Here is a 25,429-nt window from a genome sequence, read left to right on the forward strand (position 1 = left end):
TGCTTACATATGTGCGGCAGGTGGCAAATGCCACCAAGAGCACCCCGAAAGCGCGTCTGGATGGCGCCGTCAGAAAGAGGTCCGATGAGCTCCGCGATCATTCAGTTGTTGGTTCTGGCCGGTATTGCGGTCTTTCTCATCCTGCGCCTGCGCAGCGTACTCGGAACCCGCGAAGGGTTCGAGAAACCGCGCGTTCAGGCCCCGGAACAGCAGCGCCGCGAAGCCCCGGAGTTCGAGGTGATCGAAGGCGGTCCCGACCGCGACATCACCGACCACGTTGACGACGGATCCGACGACGCGCATGCGCTGGCCGCGATGAAGCTGATCGAGCCCGGATTCTCGGTGACCGAGTTCCTGCAAGGCGCGCGCGGCGCGTACGAGATGATCCTGATGGCGTTCGAGAAGGGGGACATCGACGACATCGCCGGTTTCCTCGGCGACGACGTCCACCAGACCTTCGTCGACGTGATCGGCACGCGCGAGGATCAGGGCCTGACGATCGAGGCGAATTTCATCGGTGTGCGTGAGACGACGCTGACCAATGCCGAGTTCGACCGCGACACGCAGGAAGCCGAGATCACCGTCCGCTTCGTGGGCGAACTGACCTCTGCCGTCCGCAACAAGGCGGGCGAGATCATCGAGGGCGACCCGAACCAGATCAAGCGCCAGAAGGACATCTGGACCTTCGCGCGCGTGATGGGGTCCAACGACCCGAACTGGAAACTGGTCGCGACCGGGGAATGATCCGGCGTGCCCTGGCATTCGCACTCGGCGCGGTTCTGACCGTGTCGGGTCCCGCCGGGGCGCAGGAGAATACCACCTACACTGTGCTGTCCTTCGACGAGTTGAAGGGCTGGGAGTTCGACGACCATTCCGCCGCGCTTGAGGTGTTCAAGGAAACCTGCACCGACATGCGCGACCCGGATTGGCTGTCGCTGTGCGCGCTGGCGACCAATCAGAAGAATGCACGCACCTTTTTCGAGCTGTTCTTCCGCCCCGTCCTGATCGAAGACGGCGAACCGGCGCTGTTCACTGGCTATTTCGAGCCGGAACTGCACGGATCGCGGGAGAAGACCGACAAATACCGCTATCCGATCTACAGCAAGCCGGCTGACCTGAACGGCCAGCTTTACTACACCCGACGCCAGATCGAGGAAGATGGCGTACTGGCGGGCAAGGGGCTGGAAATCGCGTGGGTCGACGACCCGGTCGCGCTGTTCTTCCTGCACGTTCAGGGATCGGGCCGTGTGAAGTTCGAGGACGGCAGCTATCTTCGGGTGGGCTATGCCGACAAGAACGGGCACGACTACAAATCCATCGGGCAGGAACTGGTCCGGCGCGGCATTTACAACGTGCATCAGGTTTCGGCGCAGGTGATCTCTAACTGGGTCAAACGCAATCCCCAAGACGGGCAGGAGCTGCTGTGGCACAATCCGTCCTTCGTTTTCTTCCGCGAGGTGACGCAGGTTCCGCCGGAACGTGGTCCGCTGGGTGCGATGAACCGGTCGATTACCGCGATGCGGTCGATCGCGGTCGACCCGTCCATCGTGAAACTCGGCTCGCCGGTGTGGATCGAGAAGGCGGGGGCGACGCCGATGCGGCGATTGATGATCGCGCAGGATACCGGCTCTGCCATCAAGGGCGCCCAACGCGCCGACATCTTCTTTGGTACCGGCACCCGCGCTGGTGTCACCGCCGGTAAGGCGCGCGATCCGGGCCGGATGGTGGTGCTGATGCCGATCCAGCGCGCCTATGCCCTGATCCCCGAGGGCCGCGGATGACGAAACGACGCCCGCGCTCGCTTTCCGCGGACGAAGAAGCCCTTTGGGAGCGGATCGCGAAGCAGACCGACCCCCTGCACCCCAAGCGCAAGACCGCTCCCGCCAAGACACCGACAACGCCCAAGCCGCAGCCCGAGCCGTCGAAGAACGGCGCCCCGGTCCCACCGTTCCGGCTGGGCGAGAAACGGACGGACACCGCGCCGCGCCATGACTTCGCGCCGTCCATCGGCGAAAGCCTTGCGGGCGCGCCGATCAACATGGATCGGAAGAAGCACGCGCGGATGACGCGTGGCAAACTGAAGCCCGAGGGCAAGATCGACCTGCACGGCATGACGTTGGCGCAGGCGCATCCGGCGCTGACGCGGTTCCTCTTCGACAGCCACGCCCGTGACCGGCGGCTGGTTCTGGTGATTACCGGCAAGGGGCGCGACCGTGACGACGACGGCCCGATCCCCCAGCGGCGCGGCATCCTGAAGCATCAGGTGCCGCACTGGCTGAACACCGCGCCGTTGAACTCGGTGGTGCTACAGGTCTCAGAGGCGCATCTCAAACACGGCGGGACCGGCGCTTATTACGTCTATCTACGCCGCCGCCGGTAGACTGCGCCGCGCCTGTTCTACTGCGAACCAGACCACGATCGATGTCACGATGAGATAGGCCGCTATTCCCCACATTTGCGCGGGGAACGGGATGCCCCGGTCGATCAGCCACCCACTTAGTCCCGGCCCGATGGCAGAGCCCAGCACCATGATCGCCGTTACCGCCGACTTGATCGCGCCGATGTGGCGCGAGCCGTAGAACTCGGCGCTGAAGCCGGTGACGATGGGGTTCTGCGAGCCCTGCATGATACCGAACAGGATCAGCGGCACGATCATCCAGATCGGTTCGGACACCAGCGGGATCAGCAGAAAGCTTGCCGCCAGTGGCAGTTGGTAGAACGGCAACAGCCGCCCTGCCCCGATCCGGTCCATCAGCCAGCCCGTAGCGAACAGCGAACAGATCGCGCTGACGGTATAGAACGGGAACATCGCGACAAGCTCGACGTGGCTCCAGCCTTTTACTTCGGCCAGATGGACCTGTTGGAAGAAGAACGCGGTGCCGAAGGCGGGCGGGCCCAGCAACGCGGGAACAAGCAGCCAGAACAACGGATGCCGCAATGCTTCGGCGCGGGTCCAGTAGCGGCCCGCCATTCCGGGTGACGGATCCTCGGCGGCGATGGATTGCGGTGTGCGTTCCAGCTTTAGAAGGTGACGGATCAGCGGGATCGCGGCCAGCGGCAAAAGCGCCGCGACGACCCAAAGCCAGCGCCAGTCGACCACGCCCATCAGCGCCACGAAACTTACCGGCAGGATCGCCTCGCCCACCGAAAAGCCCAGCGCCGCCAGCGCCACCGCCCTGCCCCGCGTGGCGACGAACCAGCGCGCCATCGCGACATAGGCGATGTGCGACATCATCCCCTGACCGAGAAACCGCAAAAGGAAGATCGTCAGCGCCAATGTCACCGCCACCGGAGAGACCGCCATCGCCAGACAGGCCAGCACCAGAAGGCCCAGCATCCACGGCCCCAGCGCACGTACCCGAAACCGGTCGGTCAGCGTTCCGGCCCACAGCATCACCCCGGCGCTTGCCATGGTGGACACGGCATAGATCGCGCCCCACGCCCCGTGGCTCAGGCCATAGTCCGCGCGGATTTCTCCCGCGAAGATCGAGATAAAGAACGTCTGGCCGAAACTGGAGCAGAACGTCAGGATCGCGCCTGCGGACAGGAAGGGCGCGTTCTGACGCAGAAATGCAATCAAACCCATGCCGCATTGCTTTCAGCCGCCGCGGCAAAAGGAAAGCGCTAAACTACTCGACCAGTTCGGTGACTGGGGACAGGATGATCTCTGTCGCGTTGCGCACGGTCAGGATCGTGCCCGGAAGCAGGCCGGTGCGTCCGGAACTGTCGCCCGAGAACGCCTGCTCGAAATCGGCAACGCGCGAGAACAGGCTGATCAGCAGCGGCGACGTAGCAGCGGTGAAATGGCCGCTGCCCTCCGAGAAACTGGTGACGTCGATCAACGTGACCTCTAGGTCCGACACCGCGTTCGCGTCGGCGGTGCCAAGCCGGTTCTCCTGTCCCGTCAGACGCGCCGACAGGTTCAGCGCCCGGTCGCGTTTGGACACGAAGATCCCGAAGGGATGCGGCAGCCGCTGAAGCCTGCGGGCCTGCGAGCGGAACACGTCTACGTCAATGTCGGGCGACATGAGCACCACGCCGGCAACGTCGCGCCCGACCGATCCGGGCCGGGCGATGTCACGCTGGCGAAGCGTTTCCATCACCAGTTGCGAGCCCATCGAGTGCGCGACGATCACGATGGTCCGCGCGCCGGACAGCTGCACCTCGGTGATCAGGCGGTCCAGCCCGTCGCGGGCGAACAGCGCGCTGTCGCGGTCATAGGCATAGCCGAACAACTTGCCCGCGCTGGGCCAGGAATAATGGACCGGCACGGCATGGATGTTGAAATCGGCCGCCAGCTGCGCCAGCCGCAGCACGCCTTCGTCGAAGGTGTTGTTGAACCCGTGGACATAGATGATCGCCTCGCGCGAGCCGCCGGGTACACGCGCCAACGCGGCGCTGAGATCCGACCGGAACGCGGCCGCGCTGTCATAAACGCGGCGTCCCTTGGCAAGGTACTGCGTCTCGGCGTCGATCTCGTCGGTCGCAAAAGGCACATCGCCCAGCCGCCGTTTCGGAGGCACAGTGACGTCGAAACGCAGGTAGTACGGGTCTTCGGACCGCTTGCCCTTGAACCGCCCGGCCTCGACCGCGCGGGTCGTGGCCACGAACAGCGAACGTGACGGCAGATCGGCCACTTCGGGTACGTCCGTGAACACGATCTGCGCCCGTGGCGCGCAGCCGACAACGAAAAGAACGATGATCAGAACCGCGATCCGCCGCATGGCCGGGACTCCACCAAAGGATGTGTCCCTCTTACCTTGCGACAATCAGCTTGGACAGGCCACGGCTGTCTAACGCCGCGGCCCTTTGCCGATCACAGCACGTAGCGGCTCATGTCGACCGATTGCGTCAACTCGCCAAGGTTCTTGTCGACGAACGCGGCGTCCACGGTCACCGTATCCCCGGCGCGGTCGGGCGCGGTGAAGGACAGTTCCTCGAACACCCGTTCCATCACGGTATAGAGACGCCGCGCGCCGATGTTCTCGACCGACTGGTTCACGTCGGCGGCGATCTTTGCCAGCGCCGCGATGCCGTCGTCGGTGAAGTCGACGGCCACTTCCTCGGTGCCCATCAGCGCGGTGTATTGCCGGGTCAGCGCGTTGTCCGTCTCGGTCAGGATGCGCACGAAATCCTCTTCGGTCAGCGCCCGCAGTTCGACGCGGATCGGCAGACGGCCCTGAAGTTCCGGCAGCAGGTCCGACGGCTTGGCGATGTGGAAAGCGCCCGAAGCGATGAACAGGATATGGTCCGTCTTCACCGGCCCGTGCTTGGTCGAAACCGTCGTGCCCTCGATCAGCGGAAGCAGGTCGCGCTGCACGCCCTCGCGGGACACGTCGCCGCCGCGGGCTTCCTGCCGGGCGCAAACCTTGTCGATCTCGTCGAGGAAAACGATGCCGTTCTGTTCCACCGCCTGCAGCGCGGCCTGTTTCACGACCTCGTCGTCCAGCAGCTTGTCGGCTTCCTCGCCGATCAGGATCTCGTAGCTTTCGGCGACGGTCATCTTCTTGCGGACGGTACGCCCGCCGAAGGCCTTGCCGAAGATATCGCCAAGGTTCATCGCGCCCATGTTCATGCCGGGCTGGCCGGGGATCTCGAACTGGCTCATCGGGTTCGCGGTATCGGCGATATCCAGCTCGATCATCGTGTCGTCCAGCTCGCCGCGCTTAAGCTTGCCGCGGAACATCTCGCGCGTCTGCTCGCGGGCGTTCTCGCCTGCAATCGCCTCGATCACCCGATCTTCGGCCTTCTGGTGGGCCGAGGCCTTCACCTCGTCCCGCATGAACTCGCGCACCTGCACCATCGCGGTGTCCATCAGGTCGCGGATGATCTGTTCCACGTCCCGCCCGACATAGCCGACCTCGGTGAATTTCGTCGCCTCGACCTTGATGAACGGTGCGCGGGCCAGCTTGGCCAGGCGGCGGCTGATCTCGGTCTTGCCGACGCCGGTGGGGCCGATCATCAGGATGTTCTTCGGATAGACCTCGTCCCGCAGCTCGTCCGAAAGCTGCTTGCGCCGCCAGCGGTTCCGCAGCGCAACGGCCACGGCGCGCTTCGCGTCCTTCTGGCCGATGATGAAGCGATCGAGCTCGCTGACGATCTCGCGAGGGGTCAGGTCAGTCATGGTGCGTCCTTTTTCCGTCTCGGGGCATCTAGGTCATGCGGCGCGGCAATCCAAGGGGCGGCGGTGTCGCCGGGTCGACCCACCCTGCGTCGCAGCCCGGTCAAATACCCGAAAAGACTGATCACTTGCCTGTTGGCATGGAACCATCCGCGCCCTGACCGCTTGACCTTCCAAGCGACGGGATCCTTGGGAGAAGATGATGGGCGAGCCGACGATGAAACCCCTGGTGTTGATGACCGGGGCCGGGGGCAACATCGGCAAGCGGCTGTGCCGCGCGCTGGAAAACGACTATCGCATCGTGGGCTTCGACCGGAAGTTCGATGGCGACGAGGTCTGCGACATCATCGAAGCCGACCTGACCGACGACAATTCGATGACCCTTGCCGTGCAGAAACTGCGCGAGCAGCACGGCGACCGGATCGCCTCGGTCATCCACCTTGCCGCCTACTTCGATTTCTCGGGCAAGGACCGCCCGATGTACGAAGACGTCAACGTGCAGGGGTCGCGCCGGCTGTTGGAGCATCTGCAGGACTTCCATGTCGAACAGCTGGTCTATTCCGGCACCATGCTGGTCCATCGCCCAGGCACCCCCGGCGAGACCATCGACGAAGATACGCCCATCGACCCCGGCTGGGCCTATCCGCAATCGAAGGCCCGCGCCGAAAAGGCGATCCGCAACGCGGCTGGCGACGAGACCAAGCTGACCTTCCTGCATCTGGCCGGCCTCTACGACGAAGACACCGCCGTCCCCACCCTATCGCATCAACTGGCGCGGATCTACGAACGGGGTCTGAAATCGCGCTTCTACGCAGGCGATCCGAATGCCGGGCAGGCGTTCATCCATATCGAGGACATGACCGACGCCATCAAGCGCGCGGTCGACCGGCGCGCGGATCTTGCGACCGACGAGACGATCCTTGTCGGCGAACCGCACGCGATGTCCTACAACGCGCTGCAGCATCGGCTGGGCAACCTGATCCACGGCGAGCGAAAGTGGTTCACGCTGAACCTGCCGAAACCCTTCGCCAAAACCGCCGCATGGGTCGAAACGGAAAGCGAACCGCTGGTGCCCGATGCGCTGGATGAAGGCGAAAAGCCCTTTATCAGACCCTTCATGATCGACCTGTCCAGCGATCACTATGCGCTGGACATCGCCAAGGCGCAGAAGCTTCTGGGCTGGACGCCGAAACACCGGATCGAGGACAGGCTTGAAAGCCTTGTCGCCACGCTGAAGGACGACCCCTTGGCGTGGTACCATGCCAACGGCATTACCCCGCCCGCGTGGATGCGCTCCGCCGAGGCGCGCGGCCGCGACCCGGAAAAGATTCGCCAGACGCACGAGTCCGACTATCGCAAACGCCACCGCGCCGCGTTGTGGGCGCCTTGGGCGAACATGGGTCTTGGCGTCTGGATGCTGTTCTCGCCGCCGCTGCTTGGCTACGACTCGCTGGGCATGACGATCAGCGATGTCCTGTCCGGCGTGGCGTTGCTGGTCGCGGCCTTCCTGTCGCTGTCGTGGCGGATGAACATGGCGCGCTGGGCCTGCGCCGTCATCGGCATCTGGATCTTGTTCGCGCCTCTGGTGTTCTGGACCGAAAGCGGCGCGGCCTATCTGAACTCGACACTCGTGGGGATGCTGGTGACGGGCTTCGCGCTTGCGGTCGGGCCACCCCCCGGCGTGTCCCCGATGGCGGCGCAGACCGGGCCGACGGTGCCAAAGGGCTGGGACTATTCGCCGTCCGACTGGTTCCAGCGCTTGCCGGTGATCCTGCTGGCGGTCGTCGGCCTGATCGCCTCGCGCTACATGACCGCCTACCAGCTTGGCGCCATCGACGCCGTCTGGGACCCGTTCTTCAGCGGCACCGTGCCGGGCAAGAACGGCACCGAGGACATCATCACCTCCTCCGTGTCCGAAGCCTGGCCGATCCCCGATGCCGGACTGGGCGCCCTGACCTACGCGCTGGAAATCGTGGTGGGCCTGATCGGGTCGTCGCGCCGCTGGCGGACGATGCCGTGGCTGGTGGTGCTGTTCGGGATCATGATCATCCCGCTGGGTGCGGTGTCGATCTTCTTCATCATCATCCAGCCGATCCTGATCGGCACATACTGCACGATCTGCCTGATCGCGGCGGCGGCGATGCTGTTCCAGATCCCCTATTCCATCGACGAGATCATCGCGACCTACCAGTTCCTGAAACGCCGCCACAAGGCGGGCCAGCCATGGCTGCTGGTGTTCTTCACCGGCGACACCGATGAAGGCCCGGACGAGAAGATCGTCGACGACTTCGAGCGCAGCCCGAAAGCCATCGTGCACGAGATGGTCGATGGCGGCATGACCTATCCCTGGAGCCTCTGGGCCTCGATGGCGGTGGGCGCGGTGCTGATGCTGTCGCCGATCCTGATCACATGGGACAACGGAATGGCCGGGGTGAACCACGTGGTCGGCGCGCTGGTCCTGACCTTCTCGGTCACGGCGCTGGCCATCGCGGCGCGCCCGGTCCGGTTCATGAATGCGCTCTTGGGCGTGGTGCTGATGTTCGCGCCGTTCATGACCGGCGCCAGCCTGTGGCTGATGGGCTTCAGCTTCGTCGCCGGCGCGGCGCTGATCGCGCTGTCGATCCCGAAGGGCGACGTCGATCAGAACTACGACGACTGGAACCGCCTTATCGTCTGAGCCGAAGAACGAAACAGGGCGGCCCGCAATGGAACCGCCCTGTCTTCTTCTCTTCTGAAATACCTCGGGGGAGACTCCGAAGGAGACGGGGGCAGCGCCCCCTACTTCCGGATCGTCTCGACCGTCAGGTTGCCGTTGGTGAACACGCAGATGTCCGAGGCGATCGCCATCGATTTCCGCGCCACGTCTTCCGCCGACAGCTCGGTGTCCATCAGCGCACGACCGGCGGCGAGCGCATAGTTGCCGCCCGACCCGATCGCGGTGACGTCATGTTCCGGCTCCAGCACGTCACCCGCACCGGTGATCACGTACAGCTCGGCGCCGTCGGATACGATCAGCATCGCTTCCAGCTTTTGCAGGTACTTGTCGGTGCGCCAGTCCTTCGCCAATTCCACCGCAGCGCGCTGAAGCTGGCCGGGCGTCGCCTCCAGCTTCGCCTCCAGCCGTTCCAGCAGCGCGAAGGCGTCCGCGGTCGAGCCGGCGAACCCGGCGACGATGTCGTACCCGCCCGGCGACAGCCGCCGCACCTTGCGGGCGGTGCCCTTGATCACGGTATTGCCAAGGCTCACCTGCCCGTCGCCCGCGATCACCACCTCGCCGCCTTTCTTGACGCCGATGATGGTCGTGCCGTGCCAGCCCGGAAACTCGTTCTCCGCCATGAAGGCCTCCTTCTTCGTTCGGCCTGATATGGAACCGGGGCGGCGCGTGGGCAACCCCGCCAAAGCAAAGGGCGCCCGAAGGCGCCCTGGCTAATCGTGTGGTCGCGCGGGTCAGACGGCGTCGTCGATCCAGCCCTTCAGCGCGGCTTTCGGCGCGGCGCCGGTCTTGTTCGACACGACCTGGCCGTCCTTGAACAGGAACAGGGCCGGAATGCCGCGAACACCCAGCTGGGCCGGCATCGACGGGTTCTCGTCGACGTTCACCTTGGCGATCTTGATCTTGCCAGCGTACTCGTCCGACAGCTCTTCAAGCGCCGGGCCGATCTGCTTGCAGGGGCCGCACCATTCGGCCCAGAAGTCCACCACGACGGGGACATCAGAGTTGACGACTTCGGTTTCGAAGGTGTCGTCGGTGACTGCTACGGTGGCCATGGTACATCTCCTTGGCATCAATTCGGTCGAGGGCGAACGTAAGTAGCGCCCCCCGCATGGTCAAGATGTTGGCCAGTTTTGCAACGAAGCCCTCACGATGTCGTGGGGAAGACGCATCAGCGCGGGAACCGTTGTCCAAAGAATCGCCGTTTCGACCCAGTGCTGTGGATAGATCTGACGAAGCGCCAGGTCATAGGCCGCCATCTGCCGCAACACGCCAAGCGGCACCTGTTCCGCGCTGTCGGGCACGATGCGGTTGGTCTTGAAGTCGACGGCCAGCACGGTGTCATCCGTCACCAGCAGCTTGTCGACCGTGCCGTGAATGCGCGCCTCGCCCAGCTCGGCCAGCGTGGCGGACAGATCGACCTCGGACAGCACCTCGGGTGCGAACAGGAAGCCGAGCGACCTGTCTTGCAGGATACGGCCGACGTCGCCGACGATCATCTCGACCTCGCCGGGCGCGGGCAGGTCCGTCCCCTGCTCCAACAGCTGCTGTCCGATCCGCGCGCGGTCCGCCTCGGGCACCAGCGGCAGGTGTTCCAGCAGCAGGTGCGCCATCCGCCCGCGCCGCAGCGCGGTGTCCAGATCGCCCTCGTCCGGTTCCGCGCCGACGACCTTCGCACCGCCCAGATCGCTGGGCGACAGGGTGCGCACCGCCTCGGTCTGAGGAAGATGCCGGTCGATCCACACGGGCAGCGCCGGCGTCTCGCGGGTGTACGGCAGCGTGTCGACCAGCGCGCCCGCGTCCCAGTTGCCGTGCTTCGCACGAAGCCCCTCGCCCACAGGCGTTTCGATCGGCACCGGGCCCATCTTCTCGACCGCTTGTTCGATCATCCCGTGCCAGCAATCGTCCGGCTCGCCGGTGTCACCGGCGGCGGCCACGATCAGCCACGTCTCGGCGCGGGTGATCGCGACGTACAGCAGGCGCAGCGCCTCGGCTGCTTGCGCCGCTTTCTTGTCGTCCAGCGCGTCCTTCATCACCTCGGGCTGCATGCCGGACGGCGTTTTCCAGACCGTCTCGCCCCCCTCCAGCGTCACCAGTTCGTCCAGCATCGGCGAACGGCGCTTGTTGGTGTCGGGCAGGATCACGATGGGGGCTTCCAGGCCCTTGGACCCATGCACCGTCATCACGCGGATCTGGTCGCCCGCGTTGTCCATCTGGCGTTTGACCTCGACATCGTCGGTTTCCAGCCACGTCAGGAACCCGGTGAGGCTGGGCACCTCCATCCGCTCGTAGGCCAGCGCCTGATTCAGAAGCGAGTCGATGCCGTCCTCGGCCTCGGACCCCAGCCGTGCCAACAGCTTCCGGCGTCCGTCATGCCGGGCAAGGATGCGTTCGATCAGATCGTAGGGCCGCAAAAAGTCGGTCTGTCCGCGCAGGTCGTCCAGAACCGTCATCGTCTCGGGATACTCGGCGGCGCGGTCCCGCAGCGCGTTCCACAGATAGGCGCGGCCACGTCCGGCGGCGAGGCGGAACAGCGCGTCCTCGGACCAGCCGAACAGCGGAGATCGCAGCGCGGCGGCAAGCGACAGGTCGTCTTCGGGCGTGGCGAGGAAGGACAGGACTGCGGCGAGATCCTTCACCGCCAGTTCGCCGCCCAGCTTCAGGCGGTCGGCCCCGGCCACCGGAAGACCTTCGGCCTTGCAGGCGCGGATCAGTTCCGTGAACAGCGTCGACCGGCGGCGCACGAGGATCAGGAAGTCGCCCGCCTTCACCCTGCGGCGCGTGCCGTTGGGGGCCGGAATCGTCTCTGATGCGATGGTTTCGCGGATATTCCTGGCGATGGCATGGGCCAGAACCACGTCGTGATGGTTCTCAGCCAGCACGTCGACGGGGTCGTACCAATGCACCGGTTCCGCCGCCTCTGCCACCGGCACGGCGGGCCACAGATCGACCCGCCCCGGAAGGTCGGCATGAAACGCGCGGTGGCGGGCGTCCATTTCCATCAGCGCGCCGGGAACCTCGGTGAACAGCGTGTCGACCAGACGCAGGACCGCGGCGCTCGACCGGAACGAGAATTCCAGTTCGCGCCGTTGCAGCGGGTGGCCGACGCCCTCCAGCCGCTCGCGGAAATGGTCGCGCATGCGGTCGAATTCTTCGGGATCGGCGCCTTGGAAGGAATATATCGACTGCTTTTTGTCCCCGACGACGAAGATCGTGCGCAGCTTCTCGTCCCGCGCGCCTTTGCCCGAGGTGAATTCCTGCGCCAGCTTTTCGATCACCTGCCATTGAACCGGGCTGGTGTCCTGCGCTTCGTCCACAAGGATGTGGTCCAGCCCGCCGTCGAGCCGGTACAGCACCCAGTCCGCCACCGCCGGATCGGAAAGCAGGTGGCGGGTTTTCAGGATCAGGTCGTCGAAGTCCAGCCAGCCATGCGCCAGCTTGCGGGCTTCGTAGGCAGGAAGGAACGCGGCGGCGAAACGGTGCAGCGCGTCGGCGCGCTCGACCGCCTGCAACGCGACGAACAGCGGGCGGGCGTCCTGCACCCGCTCCATCAGCGCGCCCAGGTCGTCGGCCAGCGATCCCATCGCCGCTTTGCAGTCTTTGGTCGGGAACCTGTCGGTCTTGGCAGCGAAGGGGTTCTTCGTTTTCTCGCCATACAGGAACCGATCGAAACAAGCCTCTAACAAGGCCATGTTGGGCATGTTCCAGTTCAGCGCCGCCAGTTTCAGGGCGTCGCCCTGATCGGTCTTCTTACTGCTTTCCCGCAAGCGCTGGATCACGCTTGTCATCAGGTCCGCCTCGTTGCCGTCGAACACGTCGTCCAGCAATCTCTCGGGCGTCAGGTTGCCCGGGCAGTCGAACAGCCGCATCAGCGCGGCGCGGTCCAGCGGGCGTGCGAAGCTTTCCTGCCGCCCGACGATGTCCTGTGTCAGCCCGTCCAGATCCTCGCCGGTGTACAGCGCGGCGACGGCATCCACTGCGTCGACCTGCGGGCCGGACGCCATCGCTTCGACCACGTCCTGCCGCAACCGCTGGGCCGAGCGGTCGTCCATCTCGACAAACGACGGCGACACCCCGGCTTCCAGCGGGAAGCGGCGCAGCAGCGAGGCGCAGAACGAGTGGATCGTCTGGATGCGCAGGCCGCCCGGCGTCTCGATGGCACGGGCGAACAGGCGGCGTGCCTCGGCCAGCCGGTCGGGCGAAGTGACGTCGGTCGCGCCCATCCGGTGCAGTTCCTGCGCCAGAGCGCCATCAGGTTTCAGCGCCCAGTCGCCCAGCCGTTTGAACAGCCGGTTCTGCATCTCGGACGCGGCGGCCTTGGTGTAGGTCAGGCACAGGATATTCTGCGGCGGCACCTTGTTCAGCAACAGCCGCGCCACGCGGTCGGTCAGCACGCGGGTCTTGCCGGACCCCGCGTTGGCCGACAGCCACGTCGCCATGTCCGGATCGGCGGCGCGGTTCTGGCTCAGGGTGGCTTCGTCGAGTGTCATTCTCCGACCTCCCGCGTCCGCGGCGGATCGCTTTCATCCCACTCGCCGAAACGGGCGAGGTGGTCGTAGGGCAATTCGCTGCGTTGCTTGTCGACGGCGCGGCGCGAGACATAGCCCCGCTCGCGCGACCGGTAGGCCGAGATCAATCGTACGAACCCTTCGTAGATCTCCGCCGTTTCGCCCGCGCTCCATGGTCGGCTTTCGACCTTCGGGTTCGAGCCGAGGCCGATGTAGGAAAGCTCTCCCACCTCGGCGGCGTCCAGATTGTCGATCGCGCCGCGTTCGGCCATGACGGCAGCAAGACCAAGCTGCTTGTCGAAGTGGTTCTGCACGTTCTTGTTGGGCGGATTGCCGGTCTTGTAGTCGTAGATCGCCAGCCGTCCGTCGGGCAGACGGTCGACCCGGTCGATCTTGCCTTTCAGCAGCAGATCGAGATGCGGCAGTTCCAGCCCGCCCTTGTGTTCCAGCGCCGCAACCTCGCGCGAAGACTGGCGTTCGATCTCGCCGGTCAGGAACCAGTCGGCGAACCGCGCCACGCGGGCGCGCCACATGCGCTGGGCGGCGGGCCAGGGCGCGTGTTCCTCCAGAACCTCGTCGGTCAGCGCGAATAGGCGTTGGCGGGCGGCGTCGATATCGTCGACCGGTCCCGCCTTGATGAAACGGTCGAGCAACTCATGCAGAACGGTCCCGCGCAGGGGCGCGTCCGGCTGTTGCCGCAGCGGGTCAAGCCGGTTCAGCCCCAGCACCCGCCGCGCGTAGACGGCATAGGGATCGCGGATCAGCGTCTGGATTTCAGTGATCGACAGTTCCTTGGGCCGCGCATCGACGGGCGGGCTGGGCGCGGGGCGCCGGGCCGGCGGGTTGGCCGCGATCATCTGCGGTGTCGGCGCGTCAAGCGCTTCGGCGAGAGAAAGCCACGCGGCGCCACGGGCGCGCATCGTGGCCAGCGCGCGGGCGCTTTCGTCGCTGAGACCCGCCATCAGGTTGGCAAGCCGGTTAAGCCAGCGCGACGGGACCGTCTGCGCCTCGGCGTCGCGAATGGCGCGGGTGATGACGACCTCGGGCGCGGCGGCGGCTTGCTGGAAGTCATGCGCGGCAAGCCCGATACGGCGTTCGGGCAGCAACAGACCGGCCTCGTGCCGCATGGCGCGGTTCAGCCACGGATCGGGTCGCGGTGCTTCCGGCCAGACGCCTTCGTTCAGGCCCCCAAGCACCACCACGTCTGCGCCCTGCACACGGGCCTCCAGGGTGCCCCAGATCATGATGCCGGGATGGGTGCCCACGGCCTCGCGGACCTCGCCTCGCTGCAAAACCGCCTGAAACAGAGACTGATAATCGCGCGGACCCAGGTTTCCCCCGTGCGCCGCCTCTTGCCGCAACGCCTCGACCCAGTGCAGCGCTTGGCGGCCGGCTTCCTTCAGCCAAAGCTCGCCGGATCCTTCGCCCGAAGGACCGGCGGCAAGGCGTTCGGCAAGCGTGATATGGGCGTCGAGATGATCCGTCAGACTGCGGGTGCCGACGTGCTCTAGACCGGCGACGCACCCAGCCAGCCAGTTCGCCCAGGCGACGCGGGTCTCGTCCCCCTTCGCGGCCCAGTCCAGCAGGTCGGCGGGCGTCGGGAAGGGCGGACCCCAGCGGCGCAGCTTCAGCTCCAGCTCGCGGGTGTGCAGCAGATGCGGACCGCGCTGTTCCGATCCGGAGTTCGTCAGCGGGTGCTTCAGCAGGGTCAGCAACGCCTCGGAGGTCAGCTTTTCACCGGCCAGCCCGGCGACGTGGCGCAGGAACCGGCCCGGTGCGGTCAGCGGAAGCGGTCGACCGGCACTGTCGTCCGGCTCGATGCCCCAACGGTCAAGCGCGGCGGTCACCTGCCGCGACAGAACCCGGTCGGGCGTGATCAGCGCGGCGGTTTTCCCGCGTTCGGCAGCATCGCGCAGCACCAGCGCGATCGCCCCCGCTTCGGCCCGGGACGAGTTGGCTTCGATCAGCGTCACGTCGGCGGTGGCGTCGGTCAGCGCGCCGTCCAGTTCCTGCCCCTCGTTCATCCACTGGTCGGTGACCGGCGCGGGTCGCAGAGCCAGCGACAAAAGGCGGTTGCGCGGAGCGTTCGGCGCGGTGTCCGGCTGCCATTCGCGCACGTCGGAATGGTGGGAGTCCACGCCGGCCAGCAGCTTCGAAAAGCGGAACTGCGGATGATCTTCGGACGCCATCGCGTCGTCCAGCATATCCCAGACGGGCGAGGGCAGGTCGAAGTCGAAACCGGGCAGGATCAGCGCGCCCTGCGGCAAGGCGGCGACGGCGCGCATGAAGGTGGCGGTAGCCCCGCGCGAGCCGGTAGAGCCGGCGACGATCACGGGATGTTCGCGTGGCTGGGTCGCCCAGCGTTTCACCAGCGCGTCCACAACCCGCCGCTGCCGCGCCTCGGCGTCGGGGGCGTCGTGATCGTCGCGAAGGAACTGTTCCACCAAGGTGACGAAGGACAGGCTGCGCTGCCAGTGGCCGGACTGATCCTCGACGTTCAGGTTGGCAAGGGTGTCGGGCGACACGCCTTCGCCCTGCATCTCGTCCATCAGTCCCGCAAGGCTGTCGGCCAGATCGAACAGCGAGGCGCGGGGGGCAAGATCGGGTTGCCGTTCCAGCAGCGCGGCGACGAGTTGCGTCAGTTCCAGCCGCCGACGCAGGGGGGGCACGGCGGGCGGAATGTCGGCAAAGGCCGCCTCGGTCGCCAGATCGGTGACCAGCCGGATGCGGGGCAGCAGGCGGGCAGGGCCGTTGTCGAACAGCTCTTTCATCCGGCGCTGCATGCGGCGGGTGTTCACGAAGATCTCGACCCGCGCCAGCGCTTCGGGCGGTTGGCCCGCCATGCGGGCCAGCAGGCCATCGACCACCGCGCGCGGGAAGTCGGCGCCGGGGGGCAGGCCAAAGATGCGGGGGCCGGGGGTCGGGTCAAACATGGGCATCGCTCAGCATCGTCTCGGCCATCGGGATCGCTTCGGGGTAACCGACATCGCACCATCGGCCGTCATGGGACATGCCGAACAGACGGTTGTCGGCAAGCAGCGCCTTCCAGACGGCGTGCATACTGAAAACAGTCTCTGACATGACCCGAAACGGCTCTGTCTTGATGATCTGCAGGCCGGAATAGATCTGTCCCGGGCCGTAGGTCAGCCGCCCGTCGTCCGCGACAAGGAAATCGCCCTTGCCCTTGTGGCCCACTGCGCGATCACGGTCGATCAGCATCATCAGCGCGTCCATCCGGGTCGGGTCCCACTGGTCCAGCAGCGCCTTGACCGGGTTGCCGCCGGTCCAGACGGCATCGGTGTTAAGCGTCAGCACGGCCTGGCCGGGCATCAGGGGAAGCGCGGCCTTCAGGCCGCCGCCGGTGTCCAGGATCTCGGGCTCGTGGCTTTGGGTCACGCCGGCCTGTTCCAGATGCGCGGCCATCTGCGGGGCAAGGTAGTGGGTGTTGGCGACCACCGTCCCGATCCCCGCGTCGCGCACCAGCGACAGGGCATGGTCGAACAGCGGGCGTCCAGCGACCTTGACCAGCGGCTTCGGCAGCGCGTCGGTCAATGGGCGCATACGGGTTCCGAAACCGGCGGCGAACAGAAGGGCGGCGTCAGGCTTCGGCATGGGACCTCAGGCGATCCAGCGCCATGGGTTCCGGCACAACCTGCAACACGGCGGCGCGCAGGTCCTCCAGCCCCGGAGTGCCCAGACAGGTCATCAGGTGCTGCCAGACACGGGGCACGAAGTCGATGTAATGCGGTTTGCCGAAATGCAGCGACAGGCGCCCGAATACCCCGAGAATCCGAAGGTGGCGCTGGGCGCCGATGGCGGAATAGGCGCAGCGGAAGGCGTGCGGGTCGTCCCCGGTAAGCGAGACGTAATGCGCGATGATCTCGGGTTCGAGCGCGGGCGAAAGATCGCGCCGGGCGTCCTGCAGCAACGAGACCATATCATAGGCCGGATGCGCCGCGACGGCGTCCTGAAAGTCGAGAAGACCGACCCGGGCCAGCCCCGTGCGGTCGGGCAGCCACAGCAAGTTCTCGGCATGGCAGTCACGCAGACAAAACGCGAAGGTCTCGCCGATGGTCTGGTCGAGAACAGTCTCGAACACGGTGAAAAGCGCCTGTTGATCGGCTGTCTCGACGGGTCGGCCAAGCGGCTTGGCGAACCAGTCGAAGGCGGGTTCGATCATCTGCGCCATGTGCTTGGGAGTGAAGACCGGCAAATCTTCCGGCACCGGCATTTTCCGAAGCGCGACAAGCGTCTCGGCGGCGGCACGGTATAGGCCGGTCTCGCGCGCGGGGTCCTTTTCGATCAGCCGGGCGAACAGGGCGTCGCCGAGGTCTTCCAGTAGAAGGAACCCGGCGTCGGCGTCCTGCGCCAGAACATCCGGAGCCGACAGACCCTGCGCCGAAAGCAGCGCCGCGATCCGAACGAAGGGCCGGACGTCCTGCCCCTGATCCGCCGGAGCGTCCATCAGAACGGCGGTCCGGTCGCCCAGCGACAGCCGTTCGTAGCGGCGGGCCGAGGCATCGCCCGCCAGCGGCGCGCGGGTGGCGTCGCCCCATCCCGCTTGGGACAGGAAGTCCGAACACAGCGCCGCGCGATCAGACATCGGCCATGTCCGGCACGATGGCCTGCCAGCGGGCGTCCTCGCTGGACAAACGCGCGACGCGCTCGCCCTCGCGGTCGGTCATCGCCAGTTCAAGCGTCAGGGCGCCCGAGGGCGTCATGTCGTCCAGCCGGTCGGGCCATTCCACAAGGCAGATCGCGTCGGCAAAGGCGTCCCCCAGCCCCAGTTCGGCAACTTCGTCGGGGCTTGTCAGCCGGTACAGGTCGCTGTGCCAGATTTCGGTCGCGCCGTCGGAATAGACCTGAACCAGCGTGAAGGTCGGCGATGGTACATCCTCGGACAGACCCACGGCGGCGAGCCGCGACTGGATAAGCGACCGCGCGAAATGGGTCTTTCCGGCGCCAAGCCCGCCTTGCAGCAGGATCACATCGCCGGGACCCAGACGCGCGGCAAGACCCGCGGCAAATGCCGCGGTCTCTGTGTCTGATGAGAATGTCAGCGTCTGCTCGAAAGCCGTCATGCCGCCACTGTGGCCAAGCCGTAAGGCCGCCGCAAGCGCGTCAGTTGCTGCAGCGCTGCGCCGCCTCGTCGACTGCCGCGGTGAACCCGAACAGCGAGAACGTGTCCTCGGTCTGGGTCCCGCGCGACGAGCGTCCGGTCAGGACCGCTTCGGCCCCGGCCTTCATCGCCTCGACGATGCGGGTGTCTTCCGCCGGGTCTTTCGCCCACGCCATTTCGCCCCGCGTGAACAGGTCGAAGCTTTCGTCGCCGACCTGAAGCGTGACGGTCGAGCCGTCAGCAAAGGGATAGCCGCCGGTGAAGGACACCTGGCCCGCCACGTTCGAGTTCGGGATGTACGATACGAACAGCAGGATGTCGCCGCGGCGCACAGCCACGACACGCCCGTCACGCGTGTTCACCGTTTCCTTGGGGCTGGATACACTCCAGCATTGCGCCGGGTCCTGAGCCTCGAACACGCTCCAGTCCGTGTGAGCGGCCACACGATTTCGGGATTCCTGCGCATCGACACTCAGCGGCGTCATCAGAATCGCGGCGCACAGTGCGCCGAGACCAAGACCTGATTGCATTCGTCTCACAGCCTCCAGCCGTTTCATACTGCCTCTCGCTGCCGCCGGCAGTCCGTCTCGCGTGACCTTCATGGGCGGGCATGCGATATTCAATCAACTGGCAGGACGATAACGGAAAACTGCCGATCTGTGAAAGGGCTGGCAGCGGAAAATCGCGCAGGCTTGAAGGAAAAATGATGAAAGAAGCAGAAGCCCTCGTCGAAGTCTGGCGTGGCGAGTTGTTGGAATCGTCTCATTTGGGGCATGCGGTGGTCTGTGATTCCACCGGCGCGATCGTCGAAGCGTGGGGCGATCCAGACCGGATCATCTATCCGCGGTCCTCGGCGAAGATGATCCAGGGCCTGCCGCTGGTCGAAAGCGGCGCCGCCGATGCGGCCGGTCTGACCACCGAACACCTTGCGCTGGCCTGCGCGTCGCACCAAGGCGCGCCCGAACACACCGAACGGGTCGAGCGTTGGCTGTCGGACCTTGGCATGACCGACGCCGACCTGCGGTGCGGCGAGGAATTTCCCCGCGACGAAGAGACGGGCCACGCGATGATCCGGGCGCACGGGCAGCCTTGCCAGTGGCACAACAACTGTTCCGGCAAGCATTCCGGCTTCCTCACATTGAACCGTCATCTTGGCGGCGGGACCGAGTATGTCGAGATCGACCACCCGGTGCAGAAAGCCGCGCGCGAGGCGTTCGAGGAAGTCACCGGGATGGACTCGCCATGCTACGGCATCGACGGCTGCGCCGCGCCGAATTTCGCAACCTCTGTGCATGGTCTGGCGCGGGCGATGGCGCGGTTTGCGGCGGCGGGGCAGGGCGGTGGCGGGCGTGATGCGGCGGCGGCCCGTTTGCGGGATGCGATGATGGCGCATCCAAGCCTTGTCGCCGGAGAGGGGCGCGCCTGTACCGAACTGATGCGGGCGCTTGACGGTCGCGGTGCGTTGAAGACCGGGGCAGAGGGTGTTTTCGTGGGCATCCTGCCGGAACTGGGCATGGGACTTGCGCTGAAGATCGCCGACGGTGCGACCCGTGCGAGCGAATGCGCGCTGGCGGCGATTCTCGTCCGGCTGGGGGTGCTTGACCGCAACCATCCGGCGACGATCAAGCGGATGAACCCGCCGATCCCGAACCGCCGGGGCATGACCACCGGAGAGATCAGGCCCGCGCCTGCACTGGTTTAGAGACGATTATTCCGCGTGACGGGCTGGATCAGTCCGTCACGAAGGCGTCGCGGGCGTATCCCTGAAGGAACAGCAGCGCGGTCAGGTCGCCATGGTTGATGCGCAGGTCGCATTCGGCCTGCACCGCGGGCTTGGCGTGCAGGGCGACACCGGTTCCTGCAAGCGTCAGCATGCCAAGATCGTTCGCCCCGTCGCCCACCGCCAGTACGTCGCTTTCGGAAATCCCAAGCTGCGCTGTGCGTTCCTTGAGCGCCTGCACCTTGGCGTCGCGGCCGAGGATCGGCTCGGCCACGGTTCCGGCCAGCGTGTCTTTGTCGACGATCAGGGTGTTGGCGCGGTGTGCGTCCATGCCCAGCGCCTCGGCCACCTGCGCGGCGAAGGCGGTGAAGCCGCCCGAGACCAGCATCGCGAAAGCGCCGTTCGCCTTCATCGTGGCAACCAGTGTGCGACCGCCGGGCATATAGGTAATCCGCTCGGACAGGACCTTGTCGATGATCGACACCGGCAGACCCTTCAGCAGCGCGACCCGTTCCTTCAGCGCGCCCTCGAATTCCAGTTCACCGTTCATCGCGCGGGCGGTGATCCCGGCAACTTGCTCTCCGACGCCGGCCTCGGCGGCCAGTTCGTCGATGCATTCCTGCTGGATCAGGGTCGAGTCCATGTCGGCCAACAGCATCTTGCGGCGCAGGTCGCCTGCGGGCTGAACCAGAAGATCGACACCCTGCTGCTGGAAGCTGTCCCAGACATCCCAGCGATTCGCGGGGATTTCGGGAATGTCGAACGCGGCGGCCTCGGTGGAGGACAGAACGCGGATCTCGCCGCCGCCCCATGCGTTGCGCAGGGCCGAGACGGCGGCGCCGTCCAGCCCGCCGGGGGCGGAGATCAGGGTTACGGTCTGCATGTCGGCGCCTCCGGTTCGGGAACGGGCGCCATTAATCACGGCGCGGGGCGACAACCAAGCCCCTTAGTGAAGCGAGGCTTCCAGAAGAATGCGGCGGATGAACAGCGCCTTTTCCTCTGCATACTCGGTCCGGCTGGCGCGCTGGGCGATGCCGTATTTCAGCGCGGCGTAGGCGTGAGCGACCTTGGGATCGCGCCGCAGAACGTCGCGGAACACGATCTGATCGCGCATCGCCGGATCGTCGGGGTGGTAAAGATGCAGGTTGTGGGTGCGGACGTCCTCGTCCCGCAGGCGGATGAACAACCGCCCGCTACGATGCCCGCGATCGACATAGCCCAGGTCTTCCAGCGAACCGGCGGTGTCGTCGTGATCGGCCTCGGGAACGGCGACCGCGATGTCGATGATCGGTTTCGCCATGAGGCCGGGGACCGAGGTACTGCCGATATGCTCGATTTCCGCCTCGGGCGACGGGATGGCCTCGCGCAGCATCTCGCGCTCGGCCTGGAACAGCTCCGGCCAGCGTTCGCGATACGGTACATGCACCAAGGTGCCATGGCGCAGGCCGATGGCGCTGTGTTGCGTCTCGATCATGTTCAACCCATTGCGCCCGTGGAAGGCGCCCCAAGGCCCACTTAACGCAAATTTCCCGGGTGTGAAGCAGAAGGAGGCTTGTCGGCGAAGTTACGTCACTGTAAATCCGGCCGTGGGACACCCCTCCCCAACGAGGGGCGTATATCTGGAAGGATATCCATTGATGGATACGAATCACCCGGCAACGCGGCCGGCTAACCCGCGTTTCTCTTCTGGCCCCTGTGCCAAGATCCCCCACTTCGAACTGAATATGCTGTCGGACGCCGCGCTTGGCCGTTCGCATCGCGCCAAGGTCGGCAAGGAAAAGCTGAAGGCCGCGATCGAAGGCACGCGCCAGATTCTCGGCATTCCGGACGATTACCGCATCGGTATCGTCCCCGCCTCTGACACCGGCGCCGTCGAGATGGCGATGTGGTCGCTGCTGGGCGAGCGCAAGGCGACCATGGTTGCATGGGAAAGCTTCGGCGCAGGCTGGGTGACCGACGTGGTCAAACAGCTGAAGATCGACGCCGAGGTGAAAACCGCCGACTACGGCAAGATCGTCGACTTCGCCGAAATCGACTTTGACACCGACGTCGTCTTTACCTGGAACGGCACGACTTCGGGCGTGCGTCTGCCGAATGGCGACGCGATCCCCGCCGACCGCGCCGGCCTGACCATCTGCGACGCCACCAGCGCCGCCTTCGCGCAAGACCTGCCGTGGGACAAGCTGGATGTGACCACCTTCTCTTGGCAGAAGGTGATGGGCGGCGAGGCCGCGCACGGGATGCTGATCCTGTCGCCGCGCGCCGTCGAGCGTCTCGAGTCCTATACCCCCGCTTGGCCGCTGCCGAAGATCTTCCGCCTGACCAAGGGCGGCAAGCTGATCGAGGGCGTCTTCGTGGGCGAGACGATCAACACCCCGTCGATGCTGGCGGTCGAGGATTACCTCGTCGCGCTGGAATGGGCGAAGAAGATCGGCGGTCTGCCCGAGCTGATGAAGCGCGCGACGACCAACGCGAAGATCCTGTGGGACTTCTGCGACCGGCACGACTGGCTGGCCAACCTTGCCGAGGATCCGGCGACGCGGTCGAACACCAGCGTTTGCCTGAAGTTCACCGACGACCGCATCAAGGACGGCGCGGCCTTCGCCAAGGCGGTGGCCAAGAAGCTGGACGACTACAACGCGGCCTACGACATCGGCGCCTATCGCGATGCGCCCGCGGGTCTGCGGGTTTGGTGTGGCGCCACGATCGAGGCGGCCGACGTCGAGAAGCTGACGCTGTGGCTGAAATGGGCCTTCGAGGCCTGCCTCGAGGCGCAGGACTGATCGGGGGGATGGGGTCGAACCCCATCCTACCTGTCCCGGCCCGCGTCGGGACCTTGTGCTGACTTCCAAGAATACAAAGGCCCCGGATCCGGTCCGGGGCATGTTACCTCACTCATCAAAGGACCACGAAAATGGCTCCCAAGGTACTCGTATCCGACAAGCTGTCGGAAACCGCCGTTCAGATCTTCCGCGATCGCGGCATCGACGTCGACTTCATGCCCGAACTCGGCAAGGACAAGGACAAGCTGGCCGAGGTGATCGGCAAGTATGACGGCCTTGCCATCCGCTCGGCCACCAAGGTGACCGCGAAGCTGCTGGAAACCGCCGACAACCTGAAAGTCGTCGGCCGCGCCGGTATCGGCACCGACAACGTCGACAAGGAAGCGGCGTCGAAGAAGGGCGTGATCGTCATGAACACGCCGTTCGGCAACATGATCACGACGGCCGAGCACGCCATCGCGATGATGTTCGCGGTCGCGCGTCAGATCCCCGAGGCCAGCGCCTCGACCCACGCCGGCAAGTGGGAGAAGTCGAAGTTCATGGGTGTCGAGCTGACCGGCAAGACGCTGGGCGTCATCGGCGCCGGCAACATCGGCGGCATCGTCTGCGACCGCGCCCGTGGCCTGAAGATGAAGGTCATCGCCTACGATCCCTTCCTCGGTCAGGAGAAGGCCGACAAGATGGGCGTCGAAAAGGTCGAGCTGGAAGAGCTGCTGAAGCGGTCCGACTTCATCACCCTGCACGTCCCGCTGACCGACCAGACCCGCAACATCCTGTCGAAGGAAAACCTTGAGAAGACCAAGAAAGGCGTGCGGATCATCAACTGTGCCCGCGGCGGCCTGGTCGACGAGGAAGCGCTGGCCGAACTGCTGAAATCCGGCCACGTCGCTGGCGCCGCCTTCGACGTTTTCAAGGAAGAACCCGCGACCGAGAACCCGCTGTTCAACCTGCCCAACGTCGTCTGCACCCCGCACCTTGGTGCGTCGACCACTGAAGCGCAGGAGAACGTGGCGCTGCAGGTGGCCGAGCAGATGTCGAACTACCTGCTGACCGGCGCCGTCGAGAACGCGCTGAACATGCCGTCGGTGACCGCCGAGGAAGCCAAGGTCATGGGTCCGTGGATCAAGCTGGCCAGCCATCTTGGCGGCTTCGCCGGGCAGCTGACCGACGAGCCGATCGAGGCGATCAACATCCTGTTCGACGGCAACGCGTCGGAACTGAACGTCGCCGCGCTGACCACCGCCGTTCTGGCGGGGATCATGAAGTCCACGAACCCCGATGCGAACATGGTCTCGGCCCCGGTCGTCGCCAAGGAACGCGGCATCGACATCGCGACCACGACGCAGACCAAGTCGGGCATCTTCGACGGCTACATGAAGCTGACCGTCGTTACCCCGACCCGCGAACGGTCGATTGCCGGGACGGTGTTCAGCGACGGCAAGCCGCGCTTCATCCAGATCAAGGGCATCAACATCGACGCCGAGGTGGGCGAGCACATGCTGTACACCACCAACAAGGACGTGCCGGGCATCATCGGTACGCTGGGCGGCACTCTGGGCTCTAACGGTGTGAACATCGCGAACTTCACGCTGGGCCGCTCGCATCTGGGCGAGGATGCCATCGCGCTTCTGTACCTTGACGAGCAGCCGCCGGAAGACGTCCTGCAAAAGCTGAAAGACACCGGCCTGTTCCTGCAGGTGCGTCCGCTTCAGTTCGACGTGGCCTGATGCGTCTTTACGCCATCGGCGACATTCACGGGCAGCGCGAGATGCTTCGCGCTGCCCACTCCCGGATCGAGGCGGACCGCGCCGCCTGCGGCGATGCCGACGCGCCGCTGATCCACCTGGGCGATCACACCGACCGCGGGCCCGACTCGCGCGGGGTGATCGACGACCTGCTGGCCGGAATGGGGGCGGGGCGACCGTGGCGCTCGATCCGTGGCAACCATGACCAGCTGTTTCTCGACTTCCTGTCCGTGCCCGATGCGGACGATCCGCGCTTTGGCAAGGCGGACTGGTGGCTGCAACCCAACCTTGGGGGCGACACCACGCTGGGGTCGTACGGGGTCGAGGTGACGGCGGATTACGACTTCTTCCATCTTCAGGCGCAGGCCCGCGCCGCGGTGCCGGAGGCGCATGTGCGATTTCTCGACACGCTGCCGCTGACCTACGAGACGCCGGATCTGTTCTGCGTGCATGCGGGTGTCCGGCCGGGTGTGCCGTTCGACCGGCAGAAGAAGGAAGACCTGATCTGGATCCGCGAGGATTTTCTGTGGGACGAACGGGATCACGGCAAGCTGGTGGTCCACGGGCACACCCCCGCCGACGTGCCCGAGAACCACGGCAACCGGGTCGATCTGGACACGGGCGCCGGCTATGGACGGCCGCTGACCGCCGCGGTGTTCGAGGGGCGCAACGTGTGGGTTCTGACCGACGATGGCAGGGTTCCGCTGCCCCCGGTTTAGT

At 65.6% G+C, this 25,429-nt stretch carries 21 protein-coding genes; 8 read left to right on the forward strand and 13 right to left on the reverse strand.

What is annotated here, in order from left to right:
• The first annotated feature begins 84 nt into the window (after nucleotides 1-84).
• From ACP156_RS09260 to ACP156_RS09270, 3 genes are read left to right on the forward strand one after another with little or no spacing between them, the layout of a single operon-like run.
• Nucleotides 85-744, forward strand: a complete 660-nt coding sequence (locus tag ACP156_RS09260) for a Tim44/TimA family putative adaptor protein (protein ID WP_425051028.1) — start codon at nucleotides 85-87, stop codon at nucleotides 742-744.
• Nucleotides 741-1,781, forward strand: a complete 1,041-nt coding sequence (locus ACP156_RS09265) for a murein transglycosylase A (RefSeq protein WP_425051029.1) — start codon at nucleotides 741-743, stop codon at nucleotides 1,779-1,781. Before ACP156_RS09260 ends, ACP156_RS09265 begins: the two co-directional genes overlap by 4 nt.
• The gene (locus tag ACP156_RS09270) at nucleotides 1,778-2,380 is read left to right on the forward strand and encodes a Smr/MutS family protein (protein WP_425051030.1); all 603 of its coding nucleotides are present in this window, start codon (nucleotides 1,778-1,780) and stop codon (nucleotides 2,378-2,380) included. Before ACP156_RS09265 ends, ACP156_RS09270 begins: the two co-directional genes overlap by 4 nt.
• On the opposite strand, the gene ACP156_RS09275 is transcribed toward ACP156_RS09270, so the two are convergent.
• From ACP156_RS09275 to hslU, 3 genes are all read right to left on the reverse strand, one after another.
• On the reverse strand, nucleotides 2,363-3,586 hold the full coding sequence (locus tag ACP156_RS09275; protein WP_425051031.1) for an MFS transporter: 1,224 nt from the start codon (nucleotides 3,584-3,586) through the stop codon (nucleotides 2,363-2,365). The genes ACP156_RS09270 and ACP156_RS09275 overlap by 18 nt on opposite strands.
• 43 nt (nucleotides 3,587-3,629) lie before the next feature.
• Complete coding sequence (locus ACP156_RS09280) at nucleotides 3,630-4,724, reverse strand: alpha/beta hydrolase (RefSeq protein WP_425051032.1); 1,095 nt, start codon at nucleotides 4,722-4,724, stop codon at nucleotides 3,630-3,632.
• Nucleotides 4,725-4,816: 92 nt separating this feature from the next.
• Nucleotides 4,817-6,124: an ATP-dependent protease ATPase subunit HslU gene (hslU, locus tag ACP156_RS09285; protein WP_425051033.1), complete on the reverse strand. Its 1,308-nt coding sequence runs from the start codon at nucleotides 6,122-6,124 to the stop codon at nucleotides 4,817-4,819.
• A 199-nt stretch (nucleotides 6,125-6,323) separates the two neighbouring features.
• Here hslU and ACP156_RS09290 point away from each other — a divergent pair, with 199 nt between their 5' ends.
• Complete coding sequence (locus tag ACP156_RS09290) at nucleotides 6,324-8,798, forward strand: NAD-dependent epimerase/dehydratase family protein (RefSeq protein ID WP_425051034.1); 2,475 nt, start codon at nucleotides 6,324-6,326, stop codon at nucleotides 8,796-8,798.
• 101 nt (nucleotides 8,799-8,899) lie between these two features.
• Here ACP156_RS09290 and hslV read toward each other — a convergent pair whose 3' ends face one another.
• From hslV to ACP156_RS09330, 8 genes are all read right to left on the reverse strand, one after another.
• On the reverse strand, nucleotides 8,900-9,457 hold the full coding sequence (gene hslV / locus ACP156_RS09295; RefSeq protein ID WP_425051035.1) for an ATP-dependent protease subunit HslV: 558 nt from the start codon (nucleotides 9,455-9,457) through the stop codon (nucleotides 8,900-8,902).
• A 111-nt stretch (nucleotides 9,458-9,568) separates the two neighbouring features.
• Complete coding sequence (gene trxA, locus ACP156_RS09300) at nucleotides 9,569-9,889, reverse strand: thioredoxin (RefSeq protein WP_275632053.1); 321 nt, start codon at nucleotides 9,887-9,889, stop codon at nucleotides 9,569-9,571.
• Nucleotides 9,890-9,949: 60 nt separating this feature from the next.
• Nucleotides 9,950-13,324, reverse strand: coding sequence for a double-strand break repair helicase AddA (gene addA, locus ACP156_RS09305; protein ID WP_425051036.1), 3,375 nt, complete (start codon nucleotides 13,322-13,324; stop codon nucleotides 9,950-9,952).
• On the reverse strand, nucleotides 13,321-16,275 hold the full coding sequence (addB, locus tag ACP156_RS09310) for a double-strand break repair protein AddB (protein WP_425051037.1): 2,955 nt from the start codon (nucleotides 16,273-16,275) through the stop codon (nucleotides 13,321-13,323). Before addB ends, addA begins: the two co-directional genes overlap by 4 nt.
• On the reverse strand, nucleotides 16,268-16,954 hold the full coding sequence (locus tag ACP156_RS09315; RefSeq protein ID WP_425051038.1) for a nucleotidyltransferase family protein: 687 nt from the start codon (nucleotides 16,952-16,954) through the stop codon (nucleotides 16,268-16,270). The genes addB and ACP156_RS09315 overlap by 8 nt, the downstream gene beginning before the upstream one ends.
• Nucleotides 16,941-17,945, reverse strand: coding sequence for an aminoglycoside phosphotransferase family protein (locus tag ACP156_RS09320; RefSeq protein WP_425051039.1), 1,005 nt, complete (start codon nucleotides 17,943-17,945; stop codon nucleotides 16,941-16,943). Before ACP156_RS09320 ends, ACP156_RS09315 begins: the two co-directional genes overlap by 14 nt.
• Complete coding sequence (gene tsaE / locus ACP156_RS09325) at nucleotides 17,938-18,423, reverse strand: tRNA (adenosine(37)-N6)-threonylcarbamoyltransferase complex ATPase subunit type 1 TsaE (protein WP_425051041.1); 486 nt, start codon at nucleotides 18,421-18,423, stop codon at nucleotides 17,938-17,940. The genes ACP156_RS09320 and tsaE overlap by 8 nt, the downstream gene beginning before the upstream one ends.
• A gap of 40 nt (nucleotides 18,424-18,463) precedes the next feature.
• Nucleotides 18,464-18,991, reverse strand: a complete 528-nt coding sequence (locus tag ACP156_RS09330; RefSeq protein WP_425051042.1) for an invasion associated locus B family protein — start codon at nucleotides 18,989-18,991, stop codon at nucleotides 18,464-18,466.
• Between the two features lie 176 nt (nucleotides 18,992-19,167).
• On the opposite strand from ACP156_RS09330, the gene ACP156_RS09335 reads away from it, so the two are divergent.
• On the forward strand, nucleotides 19,168-20,163 hold the full coding sequence (locus ACP156_RS09335; RefSeq protein WP_425051893.1) for an asparaginase: 996 nt from the start codon (nucleotides 19,168-19,170) through the stop codon (nucleotides 20,161-20,163).
• A gap of 28 nt (nucleotides 20,164-20,191) precedes the next feature.
• On the opposite strand, the gene serB is transcribed toward ACP156_RS09335, so the two are convergent.
• Together serB and ACP156_RS09345 are read right to left on the reverse strand one after the other, a co-directional pair.
• The gene (serB, locus tag ACP156_RS09340; RefSeq protein ID WP_425051043.1) at nucleotides 20,192-21,064 is read right to left on the reverse strand and encodes a phosphoserine phosphatase SerB; all 873 of its coding nucleotides are present in this window, start codon (nucleotides 21,062-21,064) and stop codon (nucleotides 20,192-20,194) included.
• 63 nt (nucleotides 21,065-21,127) lie between these two features.
• A complete protein-coding gene (locus ACP156_RS09345) occupies nucleotides 21,128-21,655 on the reverse strand; it encodes a GrpB family protein (protein WP_425051044.1) in 528 nt (175 codons plus the stop codon).
• 163 nt (nucleotides 21,656-21,818) lie between these two features.
• Here ACP156_RS09345 and ACP156_RS09350 point away from each other — a divergent pair, with 163 nt between their 5' ends.
• The 3 genes from ACP156_RS09350 to ACP156_RS09360 all read left to right on the forward strand — a co-directional run bounded on the left by ACP156_RS09350 (nucleotide 21,819) and on the right by ACP156_RS09360 (nucleotide 25,428).
• Complete coding sequence (locus ACP156_RS09350; protein WP_425051045.1) at nucleotides 21,819-22,964, forward strand: phosphoserine transaminase; 1,146 nt, start codon at nucleotides 21,819-21,821, stop codon at nucleotides 22,962-22,964.
• Between the two features lie 131 nt (nucleotides 22,965-23,095).
• Nucleotides 23,096-24,691 (forward strand): phosphoglycerate dehydrogenase, encoded by a 1,596-nt coding sequence (gene serA / locus ACP156_RS09355; protein WP_425051046.1) that lies wholly within the window; start codon nucleotides 23,096-23,098, stop codon nucleotides 24,689-24,691.
• Nucleotides 24,691-25,428: a metallophosphoesterase gene (locus ACP156_RS09360; RefSeq protein WP_425051047.1), complete on the forward strand. Its 738-nt coding sequence runs from the start codon at nucleotides 24,691-24,693 to the stop codon at nucleotides 25,426-25,428. Before serA ends, ACP156_RS09360 begins: the two co-directional genes overlap by 1 nt.
• Nucleotide 25,429: the final 1 nt, after the last annotated feature.

The organism is Psychromarinibacter sp. S121 (genome assembly GCF_049801035.1).
In the GTDB taxonomy this organism is placed as follows: Bacteria; Pseudomonadota; Alphaproteobacteria; order Rhodobacterales; family Rhodobacteraceae; genus Psychromarinibacter.